Raw genomic sequence first — 26716 nt, 5'->3', positions numbered from 1 at the left:
AATCCCGAAGCGCATCAAAAGATACGGTAAAAAACAAAATAAAAATCTACAAAGCCGATCGCCGATCTCACGACCGGCCCCACCCCGACCGTTCCTTATCAAATCGCTTTCATAAAACTAACCGGCGGCTTTTTCCATTCTCCCCTTAAGTTTAAATAATAAACCGAAGTGGTGGCCAAAATCGTAAAAAGATACGCGAGAAAATATTCGACGAAAGGATGAGAAGGTTGAATCTCCAAAACCTTTTGGCTGATCAATTCGTTCGCGACACAAGCCAGGCCAAGAGCCAAAAGAAAGGAGAATGTTCCCAAAAGAATTCCTTCCCAAAGAAAAACCCTTTTCAAAAAGCTCGAAGTCCCGCCGATAATCCGAAGCAAAGTGGTTTCTTCGATTCTTTCCTTACGACTCGAATTCAACGCGGTCAAAACCAAAAGAAGAGAAGCTCCCAAAATCAACCAAGTCATCAATCGAATCGTGAAAGAAATTTTTTCCAAGATTCCCAAAAACGCACGAACCGCTTTATCCGTATCGATGATCGTCAAGTTCGGATATTTGGAAACGAGATTCTTCTGAAGATCGTATCTCTTTTCTTCGGATTCGATTCTCAAAGAACTCAGATAATAACCCGGAGCCTTTTCCAAAATTCCTTTAGAAAACAAAACCACGAAGTTCGGTCTCATATCCGCCCAGTTTACGGTTCTAAAATTGCGGATCACACCGGTGACTTCCACGCCGCCGATGAGAAAGGTCAAACTGTCTCCCAAGTTCACTTTCAAATGTGTGGAGAATTCCTTCTCGACCGAAATCTGATCCTCTTCTCCCTTTCTCCAAAAATCACCATCCAAGATTTTTTCCGTGGGATAAGGATCGTTTCTGTAAGATAAAAAATATTCTCGAGTTCTTGCCGTGGATCTCCAATCGCGTTTTAACGCCGAAGATTCCGTTTCGTCCTTCTTCACGGTTTCACCGTTGATCTTGGACAAACGAGCTCCGATGACGGGCGCGACGATCACTTTCTCAGCGCCGAATTCCTTGACGACTTCTTCGAAATGTTCCTTTTGTTCCGCGCGAATATCCATTACGAAAAGATTCGGTCTTCTTTCCGTATCTTTGGCGCCGCTGTATTCCAAAAGACTTTCGCTTACGATCAAGGATAAAAGAAGAATGAAAAGCGAACTCGTCAATCCGATCACCGAAAGGGACAAGGTCGTTCCCGGTCTGTCGAATTTACCGATGATAAACCGAACAAAGGGAGAAAAATCGGCGCGGTCCCGAAACCTGGAAATCAATATTCTAATTCCGGAATATACTAAAAATACGATCAACGGAAGAACGAGCAGAATCGAACAAAGAATCAATCCTTTCAACGCGCTTTCGGTTTCCCACCAAGCCAACGCAAAGAACAATAGGAATAAGATCGTATAACCGGCGATCTGCGTAATTCTAAACCTAAGAATCCGATTCGTTTCCTCCTGAAATTCCTGTTTGAGAGCGAGAATCGGTTTTAACGTTCGGATCTCGACCAAGGATTCCACGGAAGAAAAGAACGGAATTAAGATCCCGATCAAAAGTCCCCAAACCAAGGAAGTAAAACCGATCTTAGGTTGAAAGCTGAGAATATCCTCGCCCGCAAGATCGGGAATCCATTTGAGTAAAACGGAGCCGAGTAAAATTCCTAAAACGGAACCGATCAAAGAAAAGAAAAACAATTCGCCCAAAACGATCAGACTCACCGCGCGGGGACTCGCTCCTAAACATTTTAATACCGCGAGCGCTCCCGATTTTTCACGGATGCCCGCGCGGCTCGCAAGTAAAATCGAAATTCCTCCCAAAAAGAAAGCCGACAAACCGAGAAGACTGAAAAAATCCAACGTGTTCGTCAAAAATTTTCGCGAACCGGAATTGGTTTCAGTGGAATCGTAAAGAGTTAAGTCTTTTTGAATATACTCTTTGAAGTGCGTTTCCTTATATTTACCCGCGACGGAAGGATCCTTGAGTTTGATCGGAACCAGATAACTGATGCGAGAACCTCTTTGTTCCAAACCGGTCGACGCCAAAGAAGCTCCGGATATGATCGAAGTCGGAGCCATGGAAAGAAAACTTCCCGCGATTCCCGGTTCTTTTAAAACTTTTCCTTTTAGAATGAATTCTTTTTCACCGAGTGAAACGGAAGAACCGATCTTGAGTTTTAAATTTTTGATTAAACTTTCTTCAAGAAGAATTTCCCCTACCTTTAACTTGCGATAAACACCCGCCGGTTCCGTGACGATCTCACCGTAGTACGGAAATTTACCGGACATGGTTTTGATTAACGAAAGAGTCGTTTCGTCGTTCTCTTTGTTTCGAAGCATGGAAGCGAACTGCACGAGTTCCGAGGTTTCCGCGCCTTTTGGAAGAGTGGTGGACATAAATTCTTTCTGCTCGGAGGTCAAAGGAGAAGAGGTTTGTACGAGCAGATCCGAGCCCATCAGATTGCGCGCTTCCTTGAGAATGGAGCGACTCAATTCTTCCCTGTACGCGTGGATCGCGGTGACCGAGCCGGTTCCGATCGCAATCGCCAAAACGATCTGCAAAGCCGAACTTTTTCTGGATCGAAAGTCTCTTAAGACGGATTGAATCAGTAATTTGAATTTCATTTTTTCTTCTTTGAAACCTTTTTCTTTGCGCTCGATGCGTTTGATCGAGCCGAGGAACGAACGGACGATTTGGAAGAAGCGGACGAAATCTTGGATGATTTTTTTCGTACGATCGTCTCTTTGATTATACGACCATCGCTCATTTCTAATACACGATCGGCGAGATTCGCGACCGAATGATCGTGCGTGACGACGATTAACGTGGAAGAAGTTTTCTGATTCAACTCCGCGAGAAGATTCATCACCATCTCGCCGTTCTTTTTATCCAAATTGGCGGTGGGTTCGTCCGCAAAAAGAATCTTAGGATTGTGAATGAACGATCTCGCGATGGCGATACGTTGTTCTTCTCCGCCCGAAAGCTGTCCCGGAAAATTCGAGGCTCTTTCCTTCATCGAAACTTTTTCCAACCAGGTCAAAGCCCTATCCCTTATTTGCGTGGAATCCAATTTAGAATTCAACACGAGAGGTAAGGAGACATTTTCCAACGCGTTGAGAGACTTAATCAGTTGAAAATTCTGAAAGATGAATCCGATCTTCTCTCCTCTCAACTTTGCAAGCTCGTCTTCCCGCTTTTGCAGAAGAGGAATTCCGTCTAGAACGACTTCTCCATCGTCCGGTCGATCCAAACCTGCTGAAATAGCGAGCAATGTGGACTTACCGGAACCGGAAGGACCGATGATCGCGATGAATTCTCCCTCTTCAATGGTAAAGGAGACGTCTTTTAACACTTCGAGTTTTTTTCCCGAAACTAAATAGGACTTGTTGAGATTTTTTACTTGTAGCAAACGAAACACCTTTCCTTATCCGATTCAAAAAAAGAAATAAATTTCCAACGGATCGACTATCATACATTGGAAACTCGCTTTTAAAAAAGCATTCCACATAAAACAAAAGATCCGAATTTTTTTAAAAAAAATTCTATCTATTTCCGTTCGACGTCGGCTAATTTTTTTTGACTCTAAACTACCCGGTTTTTATAACGTAATCTCCGATCCGCCGGGAAGGGATGTTGTTGGATCACGTTTCTTTCCGGATTTATTGACACTCTGTAAATAAACAAATCATCATGGATAAGTCTGGGAGCAAAATGCAGTTACTCGAAGAAAAACAAACAGAACCGAAAGGAAATCATCTCTTGACTTGCACCGGATGCAGATCAAAAGTCACGCAACTCTACCAATATGATCTTTGCAAAACTTGTTTGAGTAAAACGTTTCAAAGATTGATCAAGGTAATCGACTCAGTAAGAAAGTAAGGATCCAAATGCAATATCCGTTTCAGGAAGTAGAATCTTTTTGGCAAAAATTCTGGGAAGAAAACAAAAGCTTTCAGACAAACATCCGGTCTTCTAAACCGAAATTCTACTGCTTGGATATGTTTCCTTATCCGTCCGGCGCCGGACTTCACGTAGGCCACCCGGAAGGATATACTGCGACCGACATTCTTTCCCGTTTTAAAAGAATGAAAGGTTTCGAAGTCCTTCATCCTATGGGTTGGGACGCCTTCGGACTCCCTGCGGAACGTTATGCGATGCAGACCGGAGTCCATCCCGCAATCACGACCAAAAACAATATCGATAACTTCCGCCGTCAGATTCAAATGATCGGCCTTTCTTACGATTGGTCCCGAGAATTGTCCACAACAGACCCGGATTATTATAAATTCACGCAGTGGATCTTTCTCAAACTCTATCAATCCTGGTTCAATCCCGAACTTAAAAAAGCGGAATCCATCGAAGCGCTTGTCGTAAGATTCTCCCAAAAAGGCTCGGAAGGCCTGGATTACAGACAATTCAGCGCGGAAGAATGGAAACAATTCTCCGTTGCGGATCAAGAGAAGATTCTTTCCGATTTCAGACTCGTTTATCAGGCCGAAATCCCCGTAAACTGGTGCGAAGCGCTGGGAACCGTTCTCGCCAACGAAGAAGTGGAAGAATGGGTGGACAAGGGTTACGAAGTCGTTCGTAAACCGATGCGCCAATATATGATGAGAATCACCGCGTATGCGGATCGTCTTCTCGCGGATTTAAAACTGGTCGAATGGCCCGTTTCCACTTTGGAAATGCAAAAGAATTGGATCGGCAAAAGCGAAGGACTCGAGATCACATTTCCGTTTAAAAAATCCCTTCCGAGCGGGCTCGACGGAATTCGAATTTTTACCACAAGACCGGATACGATTTTCGGTGTGACGTATATGGTTGTCGCGCCCGAACATCCGATCGTAGCCGAGATCACCACTCCCGAACAAAAACAAAAAGTCGAAGAATATCAAAAGGCTTCTTCCTTAAAAAGCGACTTGGATCGTACCGAACTCAGTAAGGAAAAGACAGGAGTTTTTACGGGAACTTACGTTCTCAATCCGGCCGATCCTACGAAAGAAATTCCGGTTTGGATCAGCGACTACGTGTTATACGGATACGGAACCGGAGCGATCATGGCGGTTCCCGCGCACGATCAACGCGACTTCGAGTTCGCAAAGGCCTTCGGATTAAAAATTCTTCCCGTGATTCAAGGCGAAGTTGCGGACGCAGCCTTCGATTCGAAAACTTCTACTTGTATCAATTCTTCCTCCGCGGAAGTTTCCATCGACGGTTTGGATTATTCTTCCGCGTCTTCCAAGATCATCGCTTGGGCGGAAAACAAAAAGATCGGTAAGAAAAAAATTCAGTTCAAACTCAGGGATTGGCTTTTTGCGAGACAAAGATACTGGGGAGAACCGATTCCTCTCGTTCATTATCCGTCCGGGGTCACCAAACCGATTCCGGAATCCGAACTTCCATTAGAACTTCCTAATTTAGAAGAATTTAAACCTTCCGGCACGGGAGAATCTCCCCTCGCACTCGCCAAAGATTGGCTGAAATACAAGGACCCGGAAACCGGAGAAATCGGAACCAGAGAAACGAACACGATGCCTCAGTGGGCCGGTTCCTGCTGGTATTATCTGCGTTATATCGATCCGAAAAACGGAAAGTTATTCTGCGATCCGGAACTGGAAAAAAAATGGATGCCCGTCGATCTTTACGTGGGCGGCTCCGAACACGCGGTGTTGCACCTTCTTTATTCCAGATTCTGGCATAAGTTCTTATACGATATCGGAGTGGTTTCCACGGTGGAACCTTTCGGAAAATTGATTCACCAAGGTTTGATCCTCGGAGAAGACAAACGCAAAATGTCCAAGTCCTTGGGCAACGTTGTCAATCCCGACGACGTCATTCAAGAATACGGAGCGGACAGTCTTCGACTTTTCGAGATGTTCATGGGACCTCTCGAAATGGTGAAACCTTGGAGCACGAGAGGCGTGGAAGGAGTATTCCGTTTCTTAAATCGGATCTGGAGACTCTTTCATACCGGCGAGGGAGAATCTTTCCGTCTCGACGACGTAGTTCCGACCTCGGAAGAATTGAAAGTGCTTCATAAAACGATTCAAAAAGTCTCGGAAGACATCCCGAACTTTTCGTTCAACACGGCGATTTCTCAACTGATGATCTTTGTGAACGAGTTCACACCGACGGATCGAAGACCGAAAGAGGTTTTGGAAGCGTTCATTCTTCTTTTGGCTCCGTTTGCACCTCACCTCGCGGAAGAACTTTGGAAACGTTCCGGTAAAAGCGGTTCTTTAACCTACGAAAAATTTCCCGAAGCCGATCCGCAATTTTTGGTCGAATCCGAGATTCTCATCGTGGTTCAGGTAAACGGAAAACTCAGAGACGAATTCAAAGCGCCGAAGGATGTTTCTCAAGCCGATGCGATTTCAATGGCGAAGAATCTCGAGAAAATCAGCGGGATTTTAGAAGGGAAAACGATCCGAAAGGAAATCTACGTTCCCGGAAAACTGGTCAATCTCGTAATCGGTTGATTTTTTTGAGAATGTAGGAACTCATACGTTTTTCGAAAAATCGTCGCGTAGTAGTTCCTACAAAACTTGCACCGACAAACGAAGAATGGAACAAACCCCAAACATTTCGGAAAATCAGTTCGTAGCAGTTCCTACAAATTTGCGCCGACAAACGAGTTGTAAACCTCACCCGAACCAACGTTCCTTAAAATGTAGTAGATCCTACATTTTAAGGAACAAACGACATATAAATCTACTTCATAATTAAAAAAACGAGCAGACCAAGGACGATCACAACTCCTGCGACGATGATCATTCCCAAAGAACCGCCACCGGAAGAAGAGTCCACCTTTGCTGCCGGAGCCGAACCGGAACTTTTACTTTTGACCTTCGCAAGACGAACGGGACGTTCTTCAAAAGCCTGAAGTAAAACGCCGGAAGGACCTTTCGCAAAGATATGATATTCTCCCTTACCCGCCGCGATGCCGATAAATTCTCCGATCACGTTCTTCGGATTACCGGCTTCGTCAAAACCGCCGAGGGTTTTGGCCATCGCTTTCTCGTCCATGGTTCCGATCGGTAATTGAAAGAAAAGTTTATCCCCTTCCGTAAGTTCGTCGAAGTCCACTCCACCGACGGGAGCCAAAACGGTTTTGGAAAGAATCACTCTTCCGAAAGGTTTTCGGAATTGTTCGATCTGTCTTTGCACCGGGGTTTTTTCCTGAGTCTCGGGAATTTGTCCGATGGAAGGTTCGTCCGCGGGTCTGTTTACAGCGGGAATAATTCCTGCGAAAACGTTCTTCGCTCTGAACTTCAAACTCGATATGTATTCCACGTCGGCTTGAATCCGAACTATATTCACTTTTAATGATGTTTTAATTTGATTCTCGAGAATGTTCACAAAACTCGCCGCGTCGTTTCGTTCCCAATTCGCATAAGAAGATTCTAATACTGCTTTTGTAAGTTTGGAATAAACGATTCTTCCGATGCTGTCCGAAAGACCGGGATCGAAAGGTTCGGACTTCGCCGCTTCGATCATGTCGAGAGCGAACGCCGCTGAATCTTCGAAACTTCTGATCTTACGGATCAGAGACGAATTCGAAAACAAGGAGAAGATTTCGATGACGTCGTTTTTATATTTACTCACAAGTGCGACCACCGCGCCGCTTCTGTTTTCTATGTCGATTCGGATCTTCAACAGGAAAGAATCTCTGATCTTTCCTTGAATCAATTCCACTGCTTGTTCTTCCGTCAGCACAGACTCAAGCGCGAGATTCATAAGATTCGCTTGTTCCTGTAATTTATTGACTTGATTGCTCGGTTCCATTCGTCCTCATTCTACACGCTAGGAGCCAAATTCTGCCCTTTGGCGAACTTCAGTCTTCTAGGAATGTAATCCTCTCTGAGTGGGATTTCTACTCTGGCAACAGTCTGCGAAATCCCTTTCCTACTGTAAATCGTAAACAAGTGCCTGTCAAATCCGCTCTGAGCGACCAGAATTTCGACCATCGTAATTCCGAGCCCGGCGCCTTCGGTGGAATCACCGAACTTCATAAAGAACTCGAATAGGTTGTCGAAGTCCCTTGAAATTCTAAATTTCTCGCGAACCCGTTTTTCTTCCTGATCCGTGAGTTGAAAGTTGTTCAAAATCTTCAAAATGATCCTGTGCTCGTTGAAGAAGAAGGTGACTTTGATTGTCAAATCGTGTTCCTTCATTTTCTCCCTATAAAACGGGAACTTTTTGTCGCTTAAGCTACTGTGAAAGGATTCCATCCCTCGAGCGTAGTCGTCCAAAGATTCTATATTCAATTTTGATTCTTTAAAAAGAATCCGTTTGATTGCGGCTTTCGTCGCATTGACGATCAATTCTTTGGAAGAAGTATAAAGAAGTTCGGTGAGATCGAGTCGATCGTATCGGGTGAGAATTCCCTGAATGATGTATTTCAGTTTTTTCTCACCCTTGGGGGTTAGAACATACGTGATTAAGGAAATCGGAATTTCTCTTGAAATCGCAGAATCGACTTCCATTTGAAAGTCGGCTGATACGTCGTCAAAATCCCTCATGGATTAGAGATATGACGAAAAACTTCCCAGTTTCGACGAAAAAAAAATAATTAGGAAAAAAAGTCTTAAAAAAATTCTCAATTTCCTTTTAAAAAAAGGCCTAATCGAGGCTCAATAACCGCTTGATTAGCCCTATAACTTTGTCCGCTTTCGGTTCGATTCTATGGATGGAATTTACGATTTTAGAATCCGATCCCGGAATTTTCCCGTCGTGGAACTGAAGTTTGAATTCGGTGAATTTCAAGCCGTGAGCGGTCGAAATTACGACCACATTCTCCCCTTTTTTGATCGTCCCCTTGTGAATCAGCTTTTCCAAAGCCGCCAAAGCCACTCCCGTATGAGGATCGTTGTATAAACCGAATAAGTCCGCTCTTGCCGCCGCGTTCGCCAACTCGGATTCGCTGGCCTGTTCGACAACGCCGCCGAATTTTTTGAGGGTTTTGATCGCCTTTTGAATCGAAACCGGATTTCCGATTTGAATCGCGGACGCAAGCGTCGTTTTGGCCGCAACCGGTTCGAAACTTTCAAAATTCTTTAAGTAGGAAAGATAAAGTGGATTCGCGTGTTCGGCTTGCGCCAATACGATTCTCGGAAGTTTGTCGATGAGCCCGAGGGAAAGCATCATCTCAAATCCGGCTCCGAGCGCGGAAACGTTTCCGAGATTTCCTCCCGGAATCACGATCCAATCCGGAACCTTCCATTCCAACTGTTGCGTGATTTCCACAGAGATCGTTTTTTGTCCTTCGATCCGCAAAGAATTCATCGAGTTCGCGAGATAGATTCCCGCTTCTCGAGTTACTTCCTTTACGATCTGCATACAACCGTCGAAATCCGTATCGAGCGCGATCACTTTCGCTCCGTTCGAAACCGGTTGAATCAACTGGGCTTGCGATACTTTTCCCGCAGGTAAGAATATAATCGCGGGAATTCCCGCCTTAGCCGCGTAAGACGCAAGCGCCGCGGAAGTATCGCCCGAACTCGCGCATGCAACCGCTTGGATCGGAACTCCCGATGCGATCATATGTTTGACTTGGGATAATAGGACGGTCATACCCAGATCTTTGAAAGAACCGGTGTGGGAGATCCCACATTGTTTTACGTAAAAGCTACCGAGTCCTAAACTTTCGGTAAGTCGATCCGAATTGAAAAGATGCGTTAGACCTTCTCCGGACGTTACGATATTTTTATCTTCGATATGAGGAAGAACCCATTCTCTTTTGTTCCAAATCCCGGAGGAGTTCGGAAACTGAACGGAACGAAAACGCGCGTCGAATTGGTTTTTCCACTCTTGTCCCGATACGGTTTTTAACGCCTCTATGTCGTGCGAAACCTGAAGAAGGCTTCCGCATTTTTTACATTCGTAGACGATCTCGTTGAGATCATATCGAGTTTTACAAGAGTCGTTTATACATTCGAATTCTGCTTTGTATCGGGTAAGAGTGGAGACCATATTTTAGATAGAATTCAAAATGTCCTTTTTTTTGGTATCAAATTCTTCCTGAGTGATGAGACCTCCGTCGAGCAGAGTCTTCAACTTGGCGAGTCTCGCCGTTGCGTCCTCAGCCGCAGGTTTGGCTCCGGCTTGATTTTGTCCCATCATGTTGGACATCATACCGGCCATGTTCATTCCCATTCCGAGACCCATTCCCGCGCTCATACCTTCTCCGGCAGCGCCGCCCGGATTGTTGGCTGCGGCTTCTCCGATATCCAACATTCTCTTTTGCTGATACATATTTCCCATCGTTTCGATTTCGAATTTATCGGTGAGAACCTTCTGGATCTTTTGGAAGTTCGGATCGTTCTGATCGAAGTTGATCGATTGAATGAAAAAATCCAAAATCTCAAGTCCGTATTTTTGAAAATCCGGTTGGGTTTTTGTTTTTCCGGCGGCGGAAGCTTCCTCGAGGTGTTGAGAAATCTGAGTGATCGGAACCCCGTTTTTTAATACGACTTCGGAGATAAAATCGCTGAGTCTCGTGACGACCATCGGCTTGAGAAGTTTATCCACTCCGTCGTGGTTGAATCGTTGTTGGGTTCCCACGACCGTGTTCACGAAAGACTTGGAGTCGATCACTTTAATATTATAATTTCCGAATGCTCTTAAACCGAGAGTGATATGATACTTCGGATCTTCAATTTGAATCGGAGCCGGAGTTCCCCAAGTCATGTTGATCACGGACTTGTTTACGTAAACGATCTCCGCGGTAAACGGAGTTTGTCCGCCGAACGGCAGGTTTACGAGTTTTTCCAAAATGGGAATGTTTCCCGTTTTGAGAGTATGAGTTCCGGGACCGAAAACGTCGAGGGCCTTTCCTTCCTTAAAGAAAACCGCTTCCTGACTTTCGTTTACGACGAGTTGACCGAAATGGCTGATATCGTTTCTTGGAAATTTCCAAACGATCTCGCCGGGTTGTCCCTCGTATTTTATCACATCAATCAATGCCATGGTATATTCCTTAATCGTTTATTTAAAAAGTACGTTGCGTTTAAGACTCGAAAACCGATCCAATTCTTTCAACGAGATAAGACCCGTTTTTGAATCTTAGAGTTTCGTGAACAATTCCTTTCTCGAGCGAAACGCGTTTTCCAATTCGTCCAAAGCCGAACGGACTTCGCCGATCGCGTTACGAACTTCCTGAACGGAAGAATCCGCAGTAACTTTGAGAGCTTGGATTTTGGATTCGATTCCTTCCACTTCTTTAAAGAGAGAATGATCGAATTCCGCGAGTTTTTCCAATTCTTCCGCGGTCGCTTTGAATCCGGTGGCGAGCCCGGTCAGCCCGTATCCCGCCGATTGAATCGTATTGGTAAGTTTGTCGATTAACAAAACCGCGATCTCACTGCTTCCGATCAGATCCAATTTTCTCGCCGATACGAAGGCCTCTTCCAATCTTCGAACGGGTTCTTTGAGAAGAGAGACCTTGGAAGCCAATTCTTTTCTCAACATGGAATCCGCGTTTTGAAATTCGTGATCCTTAAGAGCGCTCGAATACAGAGGAAGTTTTTCCATAAAACTTCGGATCTTTCCTCTTTCGGTTCGATAACGATCGATCAGAGATTTTACCGGCGATTGCGCAAGAAATTGACCAAGTAAATTTTGACCTGTTGAAGTTTCCTGTTGCATAACTTCAAGTTTTACACGATTCTCGGGACGGATCAATGAAAAAACGAAACGGATTGACCTCGAAAACAATTTCGATAAGCTGACTCCGACACGAAATTGCCCCCGTTTTTAAATTCGAAAGTAACGATGATCCAAAAATTCAAAACAATCCTCGATCCGATTTTCAAAAATAAATACGCACTTCTTTTTGCCGCCTTTTTCTTTTCGTATTTTCTCTACCTGACGATTCCTCCGAAATATCTTCTTTCCGCAGATCATTACGAAAAGTTCATTCTCGGAAAATCGATCTTTCTCAGCGGGTTCCGATCCTTGGACGTTTTTTATCCGGGTTTTGAATTCGATCCGGAACTCAAGTTCAGTCTTTTGAAAATGTCCGTAGTCAACGGCCATAAGATCATCGCGTTTCCGATTTCATTAGGAATTCTTTATGCGATCGCCTACCCGTTCGGAGGCGCCTACGGAATTTATTTCCTATCCGCATTGCTTGTCGGTTTAGCGTTATTTTTAATCGGAAAAGAATTTAAAATCCCTTCCTGGCAGATTCTTCTTTTTTCGTTTTTATCGCCCGTGGTAATGAACGGTTATCTGTTTATGGACGTGGGCGTCGGGCTTTTTCTTTTTGTCTGCGGAATCTTTTTTTATCAAAGCTCCAAGGAGAATTCTTCCTTAGCGCGCGCTTTGTTTGCGGGAATTCTTTTTTCCCTGAGTTATTGGTTTCGTTTGGAATATCTGATCTTTATCGGTCTTTATTGGATCTTTGAAAGTTATCTTCGTTTTCCATTTTCCAAAGAGGATAAAACCAAAAAAGAATTCTTTCTCGTTTCCGGAATTTTGGTTTTGTTGTTTTTCGCGTATTGCGGTTTCAATCAATCCTTCTTCCATTCTCCGCTCGGGCCGAGATACAACGCGAACTACGATTCCGCGAGCGGTTCGCATCTATTTAAGAATTTTATAAATCTCTTATTTTATGGAAATCTAAAGCTTGGCCTTTTCGGATACGCTCCGTTTTTGCTCGCGGGTCTTCTTTTGTTTTTGTTTCCGCTCGTAAAGAATTGGAAGGACCTTTCCGAAAAGGAAAAACCTCTTTTGATTTCCTCCTTGTTCGGAATTGTAATCGCCGCGAGCGTTGCGCCCAACGACGGGGGCGCGGAATTCGGTTCGCGTTACTTAACTCCGGGTCTTCCGGGTTTGTTTCTTCTTGCATCGAGAACGTTTCGGTTTCTCCAAACGCAAAAAATTTTCTGGAGAATTTCGTTTTCGATTCTTCTCGCAATTTCCGTGTTTCCGACTTGGATCTATTATAAAACCACGAAAGGTTTTGCGAAGAATACGAAGGGAGTTCAGGAATTCATTCTCAAGGAACCCGGGGAAAATCTTTTGATTTTTCAAAACGGTTTGATCGGAGGAATGGCGAGCGAGGGTCTTTATTTTCAAGGAAGGGTTTATCAAGCGGTCGGGGTTCCCGAGCTTAAGGACTTGCTTCAAAAATTCTCCGCTTCCAAAAACAAGGATGCGGTTCGTTTTGAATACTTCGCGTATTCGAAAGAATATACCGATGGAATGAAGGATCTCAAATACGATCAGAACACAAAAGAAGGAATGATCGGTTATCTGAGTCAATTTGATTCCAAGGCGATCGGCGATCTGAATTCGATCCAAATCTTGGATAAAAAAACGCTCGGGACGATCGAAATCATTTACGGAATCTACGACAGGCGCAAATAAAACGGGGCGAAGGTTTTCGATCGAAAACCCGCAATCCATGAGAATATTATGAAATACGCAAATGCAACCTATGATAAAATCTTAAAGCTTTCGTCCGCTCCTTCGTTTAAAATCGTCTCGCTTTTGATCGCGATCCTGATTTCCCTTTTTGCCGCTTTTTATACGAAACCGGATTCCTCCTTTGCCGCGGACAGTCTGATGAAAATCCTTCAGACCAAAGGATGGATCGCAAACGACTTCCGATCTCAGGAAATTTTTTATCTGGGAAAAAGAATCGATTCCGAGTTAGCGTTTTTCCCGATCGAAACATACACTACCGAACGCGGGGAAAAAATCGGACCGTTTCCGATCGCAAACACGTTGATTACAAGTCCTTTCGTTTGGGCAAATCAACCGGGTCTGTTGATTTATCTCTGCGCTTTATTGTTTTGCGCGTATCTAACGCTGCTCTACGGAATGACAAAACGTATTTTGATTCCCTTTGCGGCCGCGATCGCCACTCCGCTCTTCCATCATTTCATTTCGTTTTCGGACGTTTCCGTCGCCGCGGTACTGGTTCTTTTGGGAGTTTCGATTCTCCAAAACGAAAACAATCTTTTTGCGGGTTATCATCCGGCTCCGATGCTTTTATCCGGGGCCTTATTCGGTCTCGGATGTTGGTATAGACCCGAGGTCTTGATTTTGACGGCTTGTATCGTTTTTTCCTCGATCCTGATCAAAACTTTTTCAAAAGAATCTTCGTTTATCGAAGACTTGAAAAATATTTCCTCCTTTTCGGGAGGATTCGTTCTTATCTTTGCCACATTCGTACTTTATAATTTTCTGAATTATGATTCTTTTTTAGGGCCGCGGGTCGCGTCGAATCGTACGATCGCGGTTTTCGATCTGGCCGCCAAAATCTCGAGCGTAAAAAGTCTGATCTTCGCCGGAAACGGTCGGCTCGGACTTTTAGGATATTCTCCCTGGTATCTTTTGATTGTTCTATTCGGTCTTTGGAAATGGAAGGTTTCGAGCGAAAGCGCGCGCACTTGGATTTTAACCTTCGTTTTGAACCTGATTTTGGTCGGAATTCTGACTCCGAACGATTCGAATATCGACTGGGGTTCGCGTTATCTGACTTGTAGCGTATTCATTCCGCTTCTTTTGTTAAACGAAATCAAACTCAAAGAAACTCAGACAAAACTTTACAAAAACATAATATTATTCGGATTCGGAATTCTGATCGTTTATTCGGCGAGCGTAAATCTGAAAGTGATCAAACTGATGAGAAAGATTTCGATTCAACTTTCGCAGATTCAATCGGAAATCCCTTGGAATAGTTCCAAGGTTTTTATCACCCAAAAGATTCACGTCGCGAATACGTTCGGGCTCAATTATCTTTCTCAGACGATTTTGTTGATTCATAACAAAAACGATTTGGATCAAATTCTGAAATCGTATCCGAACGAAACTCTCGTTTTGATCGAGGAACCTTTCGACAAAACCCTTTCCGAGTTTGTGAAAACGAAGTTCTCAAATTCTTTTCGGATCGAGGACATTACGAAACCCGGCGGGTTACTGCACATAACCGAAGTTAAACGATAAGTTAATCCCTTCGGAGACGGTTCTTCAGACTTAAAAAAGGATATTCGACGAGAAAGTAGGAAAGAAGCGCGAAGATCGTCGCATATACGAAACCGATCGACAACATCTTCGTAAATTCTCCCCAAGAAACCACGTCCGTTCTCGTTTTGAGAGGAATGCTTGCGAAAAAGATCGCGACCAAATGCCAAAGATACATTCCGTAACTTACGCGAGCGAGCGGGGCGAAAATTCTCAGGCTTAAGAATTTTCCGATCCAAGAAAATTTATGAATACTCGCAAGCATGACTAACGCGTATCCCATGTTGGAAAAATTAAAACGAAATACGGTGTAATAAACCGAAAAATGATAAGGGATAAAACTCGCGATTCCCAAACAGATCAACCCCGGAATCAAAAAGAAATATTCGCGGGTTCGATTGTGTTCCTGTGGAATCAGATTCCAATTCTTATACAATTCGAACGCGAGAATCCCCACGACTATGGAATCGAATCGAGTATGCGCGGGACGATGAAACAAAGTATCGAATATTTTATACGGATGATCGCCCGCGTTGTGAGCGTAAACGAAATATCGAATCACCGCGGCCGAACAATATAACGCGACGATAAAGAACAAACGAGAATTCTTTTGAAGTCTGAATAAAATCAGATAACAAATCAAAGGAAACACGAGATAAAACTGTTCTTCCAAAGACAAAGACCAAGTATGAAAGTGGAGCGACTCCACGTAATTGGAAACGTAAAGAGCGTCGAAGATCCAACGATCCACCGCTTGAATGAACAAGGGCATACTCGCCTGCACCGCGGGATCGGTGGAAAGGCTCATCGCTTTGATTTGCATCTTCGCGATCCACAACGTGATAAAAACGAGAGCGTAGTAAGCCGGAAAAATTCTCAAACTTCTTCCGATATAAAAATCCTTAAAGTCGACCGTTTTGGTTTTTTCCCAATGACGATAAAGAACTCCGTAGATCAAAAAACCACTCAGAACAAAAAATAAATCCACGGCGGAAGTGAGATTACTTAAGAATACGTGAAGCGTTTTGGAATCCTGCGGAACCTTGGTCATAAGACCATCATAAAAATGGAATATAAAGATGATGATCATCGAGATGGCTCTCAGTCCGTTTAAAGAATCTTTTTCAAAGGGACGTTTTTCAAACAGGGATATGAAAGCCGATTTCATGCCGGTATAATGCCTCTAAACCAATGATTCGCCATGAAAAACGACGTATTAAAGACTGTAAATCACTTTGCCCTAAGAGCCTTTTTCGATTTGCCACTCTAAAGAAGAGTCAAAATATTGTCTTACGTTCTTATGAAAGACCACGAAATGAAAGAGAAGATCAGAAAGTATCTTCGAACGATTCTTCCCGTCTTTCTTTCCCTATTCACGATTCTTTTGATGAGAATCTTTTTGTTTCAAATCTACTTCATCTCCGGTTATTCGATGGCGCCTTCTTATAAAGAAGGAGATTTAATATTGGTCACGAAGCTCGGATTCCCCGCGCGCATCGGCAAATGGGAAATTTCTTTCATAGAAGGTTCGGTCAGTCGTTTCGACGTCCTCGTCCTGGACGGCTTGGAGGAAGAACTGAGCCTAAAAAGAGTCGTCGGACTTCCGGGCGATTACTTCCGATTTGAAAACGATCGGATTCTCATCAACGACGGACCGCTTCAAGAAACGTTTTTGAAACCCGGCTTTAAAACGATCGCGCCTTCGTTGTCCATGATTCCCATGACCGCGGTGAAAGGAAACGTACCGATCGGAGACGCGGGAAGAATTCCTCCGGGTTACTTTTTAGTTTTAGGAGATAACCGGGAGAATTCTACGGATTCGAGAAACTACGGTTTGGTTCCGTTTCAGAAATTAAGAGGCAAGGTTTGGCTTTTTCTTTAACAATCAACGCGAAGTATATTAGAAGAATAAAATACATTCAGTTATGAACATAAAAAATTATTTTTTATCCATCTTCCTAAAAAAAGACAACGAACACGAAAATTTAAACGGAATTCGTGCTTTGTCAATTTTGTCAGTGGTCATCTTTCACGGCTGGGTCACGGCAAAAACGATCCTTCCCGGTGATTCCGATCCTCTCCGTTTGTTTTTGGGTTCGCTTTCCTCCGGAGTGGATTTTTTCTTTTTACTCAGCGGCTTTTTGATTTACGGAGGATTGTTCCGCGAAAACGAAAGGACTGGAAAGATTAAAATTAAGGAGTTTTTTATAAAGCGATCCTTGAGAATTTTTCCGGCCTATTATGTTGCGCTCGCGGTTCTTTACTACAGCAAATATAAACAATTGATAAAGTTCGAATCTTTGAACCTTACGCACCCGCAAATTTTAGCCATGGTTGCGGATTTAAAACTTCGCATGAGTAAAGTTTGGATCGATATTTTTTATCTTTCGGATATCGTTCCGTACGCGCTTTATAACGGAGGCTGGTCTCTTTCCATTGAGGAACATTTTTATCTCATCCTTCCTTTTTTCTGTCTGATCTTCTTGTTTAAAGTAAGTTTAAGAATTCGGGTTATTTTTTATTTTCTCGGTTTTTTAACCGCCCTTATCGTAAGAATGAAGCTTGCAATTCCGAACGCAAGTCTTGACGCCGCATACATGTTTTACGCGAGATTCGATTCGATCCTCGCGGGGATGTTGGTTTACGAAATTTTCCATCACTTCCCGATGACGCCCGAAAAATCGAAAGACAAAAAACTAAAATATTCTATAATCCTAATATTCGGATTTTTGATAGTAATCGGGGCGCACCAGATCGACCCCGGAACTTCTTGGGCCTTGGTATTTCGTCCGCTTGCGCTTTCGTTCGGTTTCGGAATTTTGATGTATTTTTCTTTCTATCCGGGATTTCTAAAAAAATTCTTCAGCCTTTCCGTCTTTAGACCCTTCGCTCGTCTCGGATATGCGGGTTATCTCTGGCATATCTTTGCGATTCCGGTCGCGGCGAAAAAAATCATTCCGTTGATTCAAACGACGCCGACGGTTTGGATGTTCCTGCTTTGTAGCATTTATCTGGTTGCGGTTACGTTTCTGATCTCTTGGTTCTTTTTTCTTTTGATCGAACAACCCTTTCTGATGTTAAAAGACAAACTCACCGGAGTTCAGAATAAGATTTCTTAGAACCGGCTTTCGTCCGATTCCTTGAACAAAAGAGCGTCGTCGAAGTCCGAACCTCTATGAGGAAAAGCTTGTTCATAAAAAAGAGCGGCGAACAATTCGAAATCCTCGTCGGTCGCCAAAGATTGTTGTTCCCAATATTCGTTTCTTCTTTTGATCAAGACGGAAATGGTTTCGTCTTCGAGAGAGAATTCTTCCCCTGCTTCATTGAGTTTTCGGATTAACCAGTTGAGATTGTAGATCGTATACGGACCTAAAAATTCCAAGGTGGCGACGGTGGGTTCGCGTTTCATCAAGGCTTCGGTGTGGAACAACGGAATTCTCAAGTCGTAAGCGTCTTGCGTTTTTAGATACTGTTTGTAGTTCGCGGAGATCGATTCCAAAAACGAAAACGTGTTCAGATAACTGTTTCGAATCAGACTTTCTTTTTCCGGATGACGAAACATCACGTCGAGCACGTCGACAAATTCTCCCTTGGAAATCGCTTCTCTTAAGATTTGGTCTTCGGGAGAAGGTTTCGGAATCGGGTCGATGAGTTTTACGAAAAGATATTTTACTTCGTATGCGAATCTGGATTCTCTCGGAATATAATATTCGATCCAGATCGGTTCCTTATAATAATGTACGAGTTCCCGTTTCGGAAGATCAGGAGTTACGTTCAACGACTTTAATTTCTTAACGTCGTCCGTGATTACTTTTTTTCCCTCAACCCTCGTTCTGGATTTTTTGATCTGCCGTAGTTCCGACTTATTGAGTAAGGGTTTTGGTTTGAACGGCTCCATGGTATAAATATCGGTTTCTTGAGAATCGAATCTAAAACGACGTCGTGGAGAAAACTTAAGGTCCGGTCGCCACACAACGAGTGTATGCGGTTCCGCCCTTCGTATAATTCATCACGATATTGCCCGATCCGAACTGAATCACCCACGCTTCGGTCGGATTCGTATAAGTGGTCGAAGTCCAATAGTTCGAAGACATCGTATTCGGAAAGTAAGACGTGTTGACCGTAGGATTGGCGAGACTCAAGTCAGTTAGACTTCGTAGCTCGTTTACGGATGGAAGTCTCCAAACCCTTCCGCCGAGACTCAAAGAGTTACAAGCAAGAAGAGCGTTCGTCCAGTTTAAAGAAGTCGCCGTTCCGGTGCACAAAGAACCCGAAAGTCCGGCGCTACACTGCGCCCAGATCAAACCCGTGTTCACGTCGGTCACGGTGGAATCTCCGTTGTCCTTCAACAATACGGATGGCAAAGAAGGACCGGAAACACAACGCACGTTATTCGTATTTGTCTGAATCGTTTCGCCGATGATTCCGTCCGTAAAGGAAACATACCAACGATCCGTCGCCGAGATCGGAACATAGATCGTGGAAGTCCAGTGACCCGATCCGTTCGTATTCGGAAAATAAGAAGAATATGTTGCGGGCGTGGTTCCGTCGTAGTTCAACATGGCCGCCAATTCTTTTGCGGAAGCGAGTCTCCAATCGGTTCTTCCCGCATAACCGGAGTTAAGCGCACTGCACGCAGTATTCGACCCGGCCCAATCGAGATTGCTCCAAGTTCCCGTACAAGTCGCGCCGGTGGTTCCTTCCGAACAACTTTTCCAAATCAAACCGGAAAGATTATCCGTGGTCGTGTAATCGGACCCCGACACGTTCGTCGGTCCGGTAAAACTCGGAAGAATTCCGTTTCTCAATTCTCCGTCTTGTTTTGTGCCCGTGCAGGAAATCAAAGCGCCGCTTCCATCCCAACAAGAAGTCTGTCCCGTTTTCAAAGGAGCCATTCCATATAAGATCAGTTCCAAAGAATAGGAAACGCTTCCCGAAGAATTGAAAGCCTTCACCTGATACATCGTATCGACACCGCCATATCCGATGTAAGAACCCGAGATCACTCCCGTTCTCGGATCCAATACGACTCCGCTTGGTAAAGGCGGTGTGATGGAAAACGTAAGTCCTCCTCCCGTGATGTTAGGCGTTAAACTGATCGGAGCGCCGTTCGCAAAAACCGCGGCCGGATAACTTAAGGATTGGGGAGCCGGTCCGCAAAACGGAATGAGATTGGAAGAACCCGCGCTCAAAAAGAACGTTTCCCAATAGGATTTGGATTCGGGATTACACGCGTTGTCTACGGACTTTAGATTGCAATTCGCAAGAATCAAAAAAGAAAGAATGGAAAATAGAACTGATTTAAAAAAGGATCGGAAAGAATTTCTGGTTCGCATTAAGATCGAGGTCCCGGACGAATTCGCCCTTTAGAATCAATGGATGTAAAAAAATCCAATTTTACAATCAATATCGGAGGAATCCGTTTCCGATTTTGGAAAAATATTTCCAATCGAAGACTAAAATTTCGCCCGTTAAAAGAAAAAGTGCGTGATCCAAATTCTCAGAAAAAAACTGATCGGGTTCATCATACCCGAATCCGCAAATCGAATCGTTCCGTTGCGATCCAATATTACAAAAGAAGGATATGCGTTCACCTTCCATTCTTGTAAAAAGAGTTGGTTCGCGGGAACGACCTTGAAGTTGAGATTTTTTTCGCGGATATAACGTTCGAGTTCGACGAGATTCTCCCCTTCTTCCACGCTCACAAAAGAAAATCGAGAACTGTTTTCCAATCGTTCGGAATACCATTTTACCAAGGGAAGATTGGTGGAACAAACCCCGCACCAAGTCGCCCAAAAATAAACCACCTCGATCTTATTTGTCGATTGGTATGTTTCTCCTTGAAACAGCTTCATTCCGTTGAGAGGAATTGTCGGTTTTAAATCGGAGGCTTTGAACACGGAAAGGGCGATCGTAATCGATAAAAACAAAACGATCCAAAGCGCAACGGTTCCGCTCTTTTTGTAAATTTCCTTCATCGATGATAGATTCGTTTTGAATTTGTGTTTGTTACACTCGGTTCGCGGTTCGATCCATTGGATCCGAGATTCGTTGAAAAGAGTTTCTTCGTTTTAAAATTCTTTGAAACAAATCAAAACCCGGAGCGCTCGTCGGTTTCGAAATTTTTCGATTCGAATTTTTCAACGAGGAACAACGCGTTCGTTTTACAGATCGAAACGGATTCCCTTTCCGAAACCGGAATACATGATCGCGATCACCAGTGCGACCCAAATCAATCCTGCAAGCAAAACCCCCCAATCCGAAAGAATCGCCTTCGTAGGATTGTGCCCCATGTTCTTGATATAGATGATGTACAAAGAACGAAAGATCGCGTAGACTACGATCGGAATCGTATAGATCATCTGATCGGTTCCGAGATTTGCGATCGTGGTCGGACTCGTAACGTAAAGGACGTAACTCATTAAGGTCATCGTCGCGACGATTCCTAGCATCATATCCAAGAACCCGGTGGAATATTCGTCCAGAATCTTGCGATGTCCTTTTGCGTTTCCTTCGAGAATGATCAATTCTCCCCTTCGTTTCGAAAATCCCCAGAAGAGAGCGAGCATAAACGTACAAAGAAGAAGCCAGGATGAAAACGAAACGTGAATGATCACCGAACCGGCGATCGCACGGATCACGAATCCGATGCTGATGCTCATCACGTCGAGGATCACCATGTGTTTCAAAAACTTGCTGTAGAGAACGTTGAAGACGAGATAGAACGCGACCAGTCCGAAAAACGCGGGATGTAAAAGATAAGCCAAGATCAAAGACAAGGGAAGAATGATCGCGGTGATAAAAAGCGCAAACGAAGGATCCAATTTTCCCGAAGCGAGAGGTCTGTGTTTTTTTTCGGGATGTAACGCGTCTTCCTTACGATCCAAATAGTCGTTCACGACGTACTGACAACTAGCGACAAGGGAGAAAAGAAAAAAGGCCGCGATGACCCTTTGCACCGATTCCGGATCGGTCAATTTTTTAGCGAAGATAATGCCCGCAAAAATGATTACGTTTTTGATCCACTGATGGATTCGGAGCAATTTCAAATACTGGAAGAGCATACTCGGTTACATTCCTTAGAAACCCTCAAATCATCAAGGAAAAACCGGGGATCGGACGGAAACATATCGCTCCGTTTTTAAGAGAAGAATTTAAGAATCGAGTTTACGATTTTCGGAAATCGGAAGCGCTTCTTCGTCTTTGAGATGAACTCCTGAAATTCTTTTTTGTAAGGAAAGAGAAAGCAAATATACGGCCTTTCGAGCCGCGTCCGAAAAGTTCATTCCGCCTGAACGAATGTTCGAGATACAATTCCTTCTTTCGTCCGTAAGACCGCTTGCGGGTTGATACGTTAGATACAAACCGAGGCTGTTTTCCGTGGACAAACCGGGTCTTTCTCCGATGAGAATGATCGTCGCTTTCGCGTTCCAGAATTCTCCGATTTCGTCTCCGATCGCCACTCTTCCGTTTTTAACGATCGCAACGGGACTCAGTTTGAGTTTCAGATTTTGAAGGGCCGGTAAAAAAATTTCCAAAAACGGAATCAAAGAATCCCGAATCGCACTCGCCGAAAGACCGTCCGAAATCACGAGGCTCAAGTCGAATTCATCCGAAAACTTGGAATTACTTTCCTTCAAAGATTCCAAAGAATGATAACTCTGAGAGGAAACTTTTTTTCCGAGATCGGGGCGCGCCAAATATTCTTCTCTGGAACTCGCCTTGGATTTGATTTCAAGATACGGTAAACCGTACGAATCCAAAAAGTCGAAAAGATTTCCGAAATCCGCTTCGGCCCAAACCGCGTCTCTTGCGCGCGCGTGATCCAATCGGAATTTTAAAACTTCCTTTGTGGGAAGAGAAACTCCCGAACGACCGAGACCGATTCGTGCGGAGGTGAATTGTTTCCATTCTTCCCAATCCATATCAACCCGCCAACGTTTCCAGATCGGATAAAAGTCCGATTTGATTTTTCTGATCCGTCGGAATCAGATTCCGATCCAATATTCCTTTTTGCAAAAGCCATTCTTCGAATTCGGGCGCGGGTTTTAAACCGAGAACCTGTCTTAAATACAACGCGTCGTGAAACGAAGTGCTCTGATAAGAGAGCATAACGTCGTCCGCGCCGGGAATTCCCATGATATAATTACAACCCGCAACCCCAAGAAGAGTGAGTAACGTGTCCATGTCGTCTCCGTCGGCTTCCGCGTGATTCGTATAACAAACGTCGACGCCCATCGGAAGACCGAGAAGTTTTCCGCAGAAATGATCCTCCATTCCCGCGCGGAGAATTTGTTTTCCGTTGTATAAATATTCGGGACCGATAAAACCCACGACCGTGTTCACGAGCAAAGGCGAGAATTCTTTCGCGACCGCATACGCTCTCGCTTCCAACGTTTGCTGATCGATTCCCCAATGCGCGTCCGAAGAAAGTCCCGCGCCTTGTCCCGTTTCGAAATACATAACGTTATCCCCGATCGTACCGCGCTTTAAGGACAACGCGGCTTCTCTCGCTTCGCTTAACAAAGCGAGATTGATTCCGAAACTTTCGTTGAGTTTTTGACTTCCTCCCACGGATTGAAAGACGAGATCCACGGGAGCGCCGCGATGAATGAGTTCGAGCGTCGTAGTTACGTGACTGAGAACACAACTCTGAGTCGGTATTTCGTATTTGCGGATGAGCGCGTCCAAAAGATTCAGGAGAGAATGTACCGATGGAAGATTGTCAGTCGCCGGATTGATTCCGATGACCGCGTCTCCGCTTCCCAAAAGAAGTCCGTCTAAGATTCCCGCGGAGATTCCTTTGAGATCGTCCGTCGGGTGGTTGGGTTGAAGTCTTGTGGAAAGTCTTCCCGGAAGTCCGATCGTATTTCGAAACTTTGTAACGACTCTGCATTTTTTGGAAACCGCGATCAAATCCTGAATCGAACAAAGTTTGGAAACCGCCGCCGCCATTTCGGGTATGATTCCCGGAATTAAATTCTTGAGCGTTTCCGAATCGGTCTTGTCGCTTAACAAAAACTCACGAAATTCTCCCACGCTCATCGAAGAGACAACGGAAAAAGAATTCCGATCGTGACGATCGAAAATCAATCGGGTGACCTCGTCTTCTTCGTAAGGAATCAAAGGTTCTTCCAAAAACGCGGACAAAGGAAGATCCGCGAGAATCATCTGAGCCGCGACTCTCTCTTCGTAACTCGCCGCCGCAATTCCCGCGAGAATATCACCGGAACGCAGAGGACTTGCCTTTGCTAAAAGATTCTTCAGATCACCGAATTGATAATGACGGTTTTGAATCCGGGTTGTATATTCCACGGACCAGAGATTCCGTTTTTTTCAAGGAACTGCAACTAGAATTTTTAGAGGATGAGAATGGAAAACGTCGTCAACCGACTTGAATCTTCAAACCGTCGTCTTTGCTTCCAAGATCTCCGAGACCGGAGTGGCCGGTAAACGCGATCAAAAGAGTGAAGGTTCCCACTCTTCCCATAAACATCAAAGCGATGTAAAGATATTTTTCGACGTCATTGGTATAAGCGGTCATTCCCAAACTCAAACCCACGGTGCCGAACGCGGACATCACTTCGAAGAAGATGGTTTCGATCCCGTGTTTATTTCCGTTGGCGAGCGTGATCAAAAACATAAAGACGACGAGAGACAACGTAGCTAAAAAGTAGATTCGAGTTGAAATCGCCACGGAATTTTTGGAAACGTCTTCTCCCCAAGCTTGAACTCTTGCCTGAGGACTGATTACGTTTTTCAAATATAAGATTAATATAAAGAACGTAGTGATCTTGATACCGCCCGCCGCTCCCTGAGGTCCGCCTCCGATGAACATCAAAGAACAAAGAAGCACGTAAGTCGCGCTTCGAATCTCCGTGATGTCGAACGTGTTAAAACCGGCGGTTCTCGAAGAAACGGAAAGAAAGAAAGAATTAAACAACTTCTCGGTGAAACCCATCTTACCGATCGTTTCCAAGTTGTTGTATTCGATCAACAAAATTGAAATTCCTCCGATGTGAATCAGGAGTAGCGAACCCAAAACGATAATCGCCATCTGCATACGATTGGCGTCTCCGAATAATTCCTTTCGATAAACTTCGAGACGTTCTTCCAATCGCACCGAAGTTGCGATCACGAATATATACCATCCGGGAGGATCTTCTCCGAGAAGAACCGTTCTTCTCATCATAAACGTTTCGGTGACGGCTTCCACCTTTCCCATAAACTTCTGTATGATTTCCAAAATCGATTTTTCGATAAAGATGATTACCGGAAAACCGATCCCGCCCATCACGATCAAAAACTGAATGATGAGAAGACACAAAGGATCCTTCGCTAAAAAACTGAGATCGTCTACGATGGAGAATCCCGCGTTGTTAAACGCTGAAACCGAAGTGAAGACGCTTAAAAAAAATCGGCTCGGAGATCCGGGAAGACGATCCGTTTCGGGCATACAAAAATAAAGAAGAGTGGCTCCGACCGCTTCGATCGAAAGAGAAATGTTAAAAAGGGAAATCAACATTCTTCTTACGTAAGAAGCTTCGGCCTCGGTTTTCTTTTTTCCGGGAGGAACGACGCCCGAATGTTGATCGGATTTTTTATCCCTCAATCTTCTCGCGAGATGCGCGTCCGTTGCTTCGTAAACAAAAGAAGCGAGTCGAGTGCTTCGGGACAAACCGCGAACGACCAAAACCCCGATCAAAACCGTAAACGTAATGATTCCCAATCCCCCGATTTGGATCAGAAACATCATAATCAACTGAGTGGAACGTTGTAGTTCCGACAAAAGCACCGGAGAAAGCCCCGTGACACAGATCGAAGAAGTTGCGAGATAAAGGGAAACCGTATAAGTCAAACGACCGGATTCGGAAACGTAAATTCCGAAAGAACCCGCCAAAATGGCGACCGCAAAACCCAAACAAAGGGTTCGGGCAACCGACAACAAAAGAAACGCCTTTGCAATGCGGTTTACATTTCTTTTAATCAGTTTGAGCGGATACATACGGAAGAATGCAAAAGATCATCATTTTTCCAAATCCTTCCGGCGCAAATGAAAAACGATCCCCAACGAGCCGATTCGCCGATTTGAGTTTACAAATCCGCTCTTTTTTGGAATCTGGTAAATTGAGGGACTTTCTCAAGACGGTCCCGCCGGTGTTTTCACCGGAGCATTTTGCAATCTTTTATAAGAGGATGGCCATGAGCACTGCTGTAGCCGAATTCAAACCGAGCGAAAAACTTCTAAAAACCAGAAACATTGGGATTTCCGCCCATATCGATTCTGGAAAAACGACCCTTACCGAAAGAATTCTGTTCTATACCAATAGAATTCACGCCATCCACGAAGTTCGTGGAAAGGACGGAGTCGGCGCGAAGATGGACAGTATGGACCTCGAAAGAGAAAGAGGGATCACCATCCAGTCTGCGGCGACTTATTGCCAGTGGAAAGATCACACGATCAACATCATCGACACACCGGGCCACGTTGACTTTACGGTGGAAGTGGAGCGTTCTCTCCGCGTGTTGGATTCCGCGATTCTCGTTCTTTGCGGGGTTGCCGGGGTTCAATCTCAGTCGATTACCGTCGACCGTCAGATGAGACGTTACAACGTTCCTCGCGTCGCTTTTATCAACAAACTCGACAGAACGGGCGCAAACCCTTTCCGCGTAATCGATCAGTTGAAAGAAAAACTGAAACACAACGCAGTACCGGTTCAAATCCCGATCG

The 26716-nt window shown here is 44.4% G+C and carries 21 protein-coding genes and 1 pseudogene (1 of these 22 only partly in view); 6 read left to right on the top strand and 16 right to left on the bottom strand.

Annotated features, from left to right (window positions below; all coding sequences use genetic code 11):
- Window positions 1-98: 98 nt before the first annotated feature.
- Together LEP1GSC052_RS18685 and LEP1GSC052_RS18680 are read right to left on the bottom strand one after the other, a co-directional pair.
- The gene (locus LEP1GSC052_RS18685) at window positions 99-2636 is read right to left on the bottom strand and encodes an ABC transporter permease (protein WP_010572738.1); all 2538 of its coding nucleotides are present in this window, start codon (window positions 2634-2636) and stop codon (window positions 99-101) included.
- Entirely contained in the window at window positions 2633-3421 is a 789-nt protein-coding gene (locus tag LEP1GSC052_RS18680) for an ABC transporter ATP-binding protein (RefSeq protein ID WP_020985906.1), read from the bottom strand. Before LEP1GSC052_RS18680 ends, LEP1GSC052_RS18685 begins: the two co-directional genes overlap by 4 nt.
- Before the next feature lie 478 nt (window positions 3422-3899).
- On the opposite strand from LEP1GSC052_RS18680, the gene leuS reads away from it, so the two are divergent.
- Entirely contained in the window at window positions 3900-6491 is a 2592-nt protein-coding gene (gene leuS, locus LEP1GSC052_RS18675; RefSeq protein WP_010572741.1) for a leucine--tRNA ligase, read from the top strand.
- 232 nt (window positions 6492-6723) lie between these two features.
- On the opposite strand, the gene LEP1GSC052_RS18670 is transcribed toward leuS, so the two are convergent.
- The 5 genes from LEP1GSC052_RS18670 to LEP1GSC052_RS18650 all read right to left on the bottom strand — a co-directional run bounded on the left by LEP1GSC052_RS18670 (window position 6724) and on the right by LEP1GSC052_RS18650 (window position 11658).
- Window positions 6724-7797: an LIC10486 family protein gene (locus LEP1GSC052_RS18670; protein WP_010572742.1), complete on the bottom strand. Its 1074-nt coding sequence runs from the start codon at window positions 7795-7797 to the stop codon at window positions 6724-6726.
- 11 nt (window positions 7798-7808) lie between these two features.
- On the bottom strand, window positions 7809-8534 hold the full coding sequence (locus tag LEP1GSC052_RS18665) for a hypothetical protein (RefSeq protein ID WP_010572743.1): 726 nt from the start codon (window positions 8532-8534) through the stop codon (window positions 7809-7811).
- 100 nt (window positions 8535-8634) lie between these two features.
- Window positions 8635-9984 carry a threonine synthase gene (gene thrC / locus LEP1GSC052_RS18660; protein WP_010572744.1) on the bottom strand — a complete coding sequence of 450 codons (1350 nt, stop codon included), beginning with the start codon at window positions 9982-9984 and terminating at the stop codon, window positions 8635-8637.
- A gap of 3 nt (window positions 9985-9987) precedes the next feature.
- A complete protein-coding gene (locus LEP1GSC052_RS18655) occupies window positions 9988-10980 on the bottom strand; it encodes an SPFH domain-containing protein (protein ID WP_010572745.1) in 993 nt (330 codons plus the stop codon).
- A gap of 96 nt (window positions 10981-11076) precedes the next feature.
- A complete protein-coding gene (locus LEP1GSC052_RS18650) occupies window positions 11077-11658 on the bottom strand; it encodes an LIMLP_15305 family protein (RefSeq protein WP_040913198.1) in 582 nt (193 codons plus the stop codon).
- Window positions 11659-11784: 126 nt separating this feature from the next.
- Between LEP1GSC052_RS18650 and LEP1GSC052_RS18645 the strand changes: the two genes are divergently transcribed.
- Entirely contained in the window at window positions 11785-13383 is a 1599-nt protein-coding gene (locus LEP1GSC052_RS18645; RefSeq protein WP_020986227.1) for an LA_3751/LA_3752 family putative glycosyltransferase, read from the top strand.
- Window positions 13384-13431: 48 nt separating this feature from the next.
- Window positions 13432-14967 (top strand): LA_3751/LA_3752 family putative glycosyltransferase, encoded by a 1536-nt coding sequence (locus LEP1GSC052_RS18640; RefSeq protein ID WP_010572749.1) that lies wholly within the window; start codon window positions 13432-13434, stop codon window positions 14965-14967.
- A 1-nt stretch (window position 14968) separates the two neighbouring features.
- Here LEP1GSC052_RS18640 and LEP1GSC052_RS18635 read toward each other — a convergent pair whose 3' ends face one another.
- The gene (locus LEP1GSC052_RS18635; protein ID WP_010572750.1) at window positions 14969-16153 is read right to left on the bottom strand and encodes an acyltransferase family protein; all 1185 of its coding nucleotides are present in this window, start codon (window positions 16151-16153) and stop codon (window positions 14969-14971) included.
- Between the two features lie 117 nt (window positions 16154-16270).
- Here LEP1GSC052_RS18635 and lepB point away from each other — a divergent pair, with 117 nt between their 5' ends.
- Window positions 16271-16867, top strand: coding sequence for a signal peptidase I (gene lepB, locus LEP1GSC052_RS18630; protein WP_010572751.1), 597 nt, complete (start codon window positions 16271-16273; stop codon window positions 16865-16867).
- Window positions 16868-16910: 43 nt separating this feature from the next.
- Window positions 16911-18104, top strand: a complete 1194-nt coding sequence (locus tag LEP1GSC052_RS18625) for an acyltransferase family protein (RefSeq protein ID WP_020986693.1) — start codon at window positions 16911-16913, stop codon at window positions 18102-18104.
- Here LEP1GSC052_RS18625 and LEP1GSC052_RS18620 read toward each other — a convergent pair.
- The 8 genes and pseudogenes from LEP1GSC052_RS18620 to LEP1GSC052_RS21500 all read right to left on the bottom strand — a co-directional run bounded on the left by LEP1GSC052_RS18620 (window position 18101) and on the right by LEP1GSC052_RS21500 (window position 26167).
- The gene (locus LEP1GSC052_RS18620) at window positions 18101-18883 is read right to left on the bottom strand and encodes a hypothetical protein (RefSeq protein WP_010572754.1); all 783 of its coding nucleotides are present in this window, start codon (window positions 18881-18883) and stop codon (window positions 18101-18103) included. The genes LEP1GSC052_RS18625 and LEP1GSC052_RS18620 overlap by 4 nt on opposite strands.
- Before the next feature lie 55 nt (window positions 18884-18938).
- Window positions 18939-20321, bottom strand: a complete 1383-nt coding sequence (locus LEP1GSC052_RS18615) for an Lcl C-terminal domain-containing protein (protein ID WP_010572755.1) — start codon at window positions 20319-20321, stop codon at window positions 18939-18941.
- 135 nt (window positions 20322-20456) lie between these two features.
- A complete protein-coding gene (locus LEP1GSC052_RS18610; RefSeq protein WP_010572756.1) occupies window positions 20457-20963 on the bottom strand; it encodes a TlpA family protein disulfide reductase in 507 nt (168 codons plus the stop codon).
- Between the two features lie 186 nt (window positions 20964-21149).
- The gene (locus tag LEP1GSC052_RS18605; protein WP_020986500.1) at window positions 21150-22049 is read right to left on the bottom strand and encodes a decaprenyl-phosphate phosphoribosyltransferase; all 900 of its coding nucleotides are present in this window, start codon (window positions 22047-22049) and stop codon (window positions 21150-21152) included.
- A gap of 90 nt (window positions 22050-22139) precedes the next feature.
- The gene (gene eutC / locus LEP1GSC052_RS18600) at window positions 22140-22910 is read right to left on the bottom strand and encodes an ethanolamine ammonia-lyase subunit EutC (protein ID WP_010572757.1); all 771 of its coding nucleotides are present in this window, start codon (window positions 22908-22910) and stop codon (window positions 22140-22142) included.
- Between the two features lies 1 nt (window position 22911).
- Entirely contained in the window at window positions 22912-24300 is a 1389-nt protein-coding gene (locus tag LEP1GSC052_RS18595; protein ID WP_010572758.1) for an ethanolamine ammonia-lyase subunit EutB, read from the bottom strand.
- A 70-nt stretch (window positions 24301-24370) separates the two neighbouring features.
- A complete protein-coding gene (locus tag LEP1GSC052_RS18590) occupies window positions 24371-25990 on the bottom strand; it encodes a TrkH family potassium uptake protein (protein ID WP_010572759.1) in 1620 nt (539 codons plus the stop codon).
- A pseudogene (locus LEP1GSC052_RS21500) lies at window positions 25972-26167 on the bottom strand (hypothetical protein). The gene LEP1GSC052_RS18590 and the pseudogene LEP1GSC052_RS21500 overlap by 19 nt, the downstream one beginning before the upstream one ends.
- 20 nt (window positions 26168-26187) lie before the next feature.
- On the opposite strand from LEP1GSC052_RS21500, the gene fusA reads away from it, so the two are divergent.
- Window positions 26188-26716: the 5' portion of an elongation factor G gene (gene fusA / locus LEP1GSC052_RS18585; RefSeq protein WP_010572760.1), read on the top strand. It continues 1592 nt past the right edge of the window; only the first 529 of its 2121 coding nucleotides appear in the window; its start codon is at window positions 26188-26190; its stop codon lies beyond the right edge, outside the window.

Source organism: Leptospira kmetyi serovar Malaysia str. Bejo-Iso9, from assembly GCF_000243735.2.
GTDB classification, from domain to species: domain Bacteria; phylum Spirochaetota; class Leptospiria; order Leptospirales; family Leptospiraceae; genus Leptospira; species Leptospira kmetyi.
This window is presented reverse-complemented; position numbering and strand designations above follow the sequence as displayed.

Coding starts and splice junctions, on each gene's coding strand:
- LEP1GSC052_RS18650 (WP_040913198.1), bottom strand. CDS start 11,658: ATGCAACAGGAAACTTCAACAGGTCAAAATTTACTTGGTCAATTTCTT.
- eutC (WP_010572757.1), bottom strand. CDS start 22,910: ATGGATTGGGAAGAATGGAAACAATTCACCTCCGCACGAATCGGTCTC.
- LEP1GSC052_RS18655 (WP_010572745.1), bottom strand. CDS start 10,980: ATGGCATTGATTGATGTGATAAAATACGAGGGACAACCCGGCGAGATC.
- LEP1GSC052_RS18625 (WP_020986693.1), top strand. CDS start 16,911: ATGAACATAAAAAATTATTTTTTATCCATCTTCCTAAAAAAAGACAAC.
- LEP1GSC052_RS18620 (WP_010572754.1), bottom strand. CDS start 18,883: ATGGAGCCGTTCAAACCAAAACCCTTACTCAATAAGTCGGAACTACGG.
- LEP1GSC052_RS18645 (WP_020986227.1), top strand. CDS start 11,785: ATGATCCAAAAATTCAAAACAATCCTCGATCCGATTTTCAAAAATAAA.
- thrC (WP_010572744.1), bottom strand. CDS start 9,984: ATGGTCTCCACTCTTACCCGATACAAAGCAGAATTCGAATGTATAAAC.
- LEP1GSC052_RS18635 (WP_010572750.1), bottom strand. CDS start 16,153: ATGAAATCGGCTTTCATATCCCTGTTTGAAAAACGTCCCTTTGAAAAA.
- LEP1GSC052_RS18590 (WP_010572759.1), bottom strand. CDS start 25,990: ATGTATCCGCTCAAACTGATTAAAAGAAATGTAAACCGCATTGCAAAG.
- LEP1GSC052_RS18610 (WP_010572756.1), bottom strand. CDS start 20,963: ATGAAGGAAATTTACAAAAAGAGCGGAACCGTTGCGCTTTGGATCGTT.
- LEP1GSC052_RS18685 (WP_010572738.1), bottom strand. CDS start 2,636: ATGAAATTCAAATTACTGATTCAATCCGTCTTAAGAGACTTTCGATCC.
- LEP1GSC052_RS18640 (WP_010572749.1), top strand. CDS start 13,432: ATGAAATACGCAAATGCAACCTATGATAAAATCTTAAAGCTTTCGTCC.
- leuS (WP_010572741.1), top strand. CDS start 3,900: ATGCAATATCCGTTTCAGGAAGTAGAATCTTTTTGGCAAAAATTCTGG.
- LEP1GSC052_RS18615 (WP_010572755.1), bottom strand. CDS start 20,321: ATGCGAACCAGAAATTCTTTCCGATCCTTTTTTAAATCAGTTCTATTT.
- LEP1GSC052_RS18670 (WP_010572742.1), bottom strand. CDS start 7,797: ATGGAACCGAGCAATCAAGTCAATAAATTACAGGAACAAGCGAATCTT.
- LEP1GSC052_RS18605 (WP_020986500.1), bottom strand. CDS start 22,049: ATGCTCTTCCAGTATTTGAAATTGCTCCGAATCCATCAGTGGATCAAA.
- LEP1GSC052_RS18665 (WP_010572743.1), bottom strand. CDS start 8,534: ATGAGGGATTTTGACGACGTATCAGCCGACTTTCAAATGGAAGTCGAT.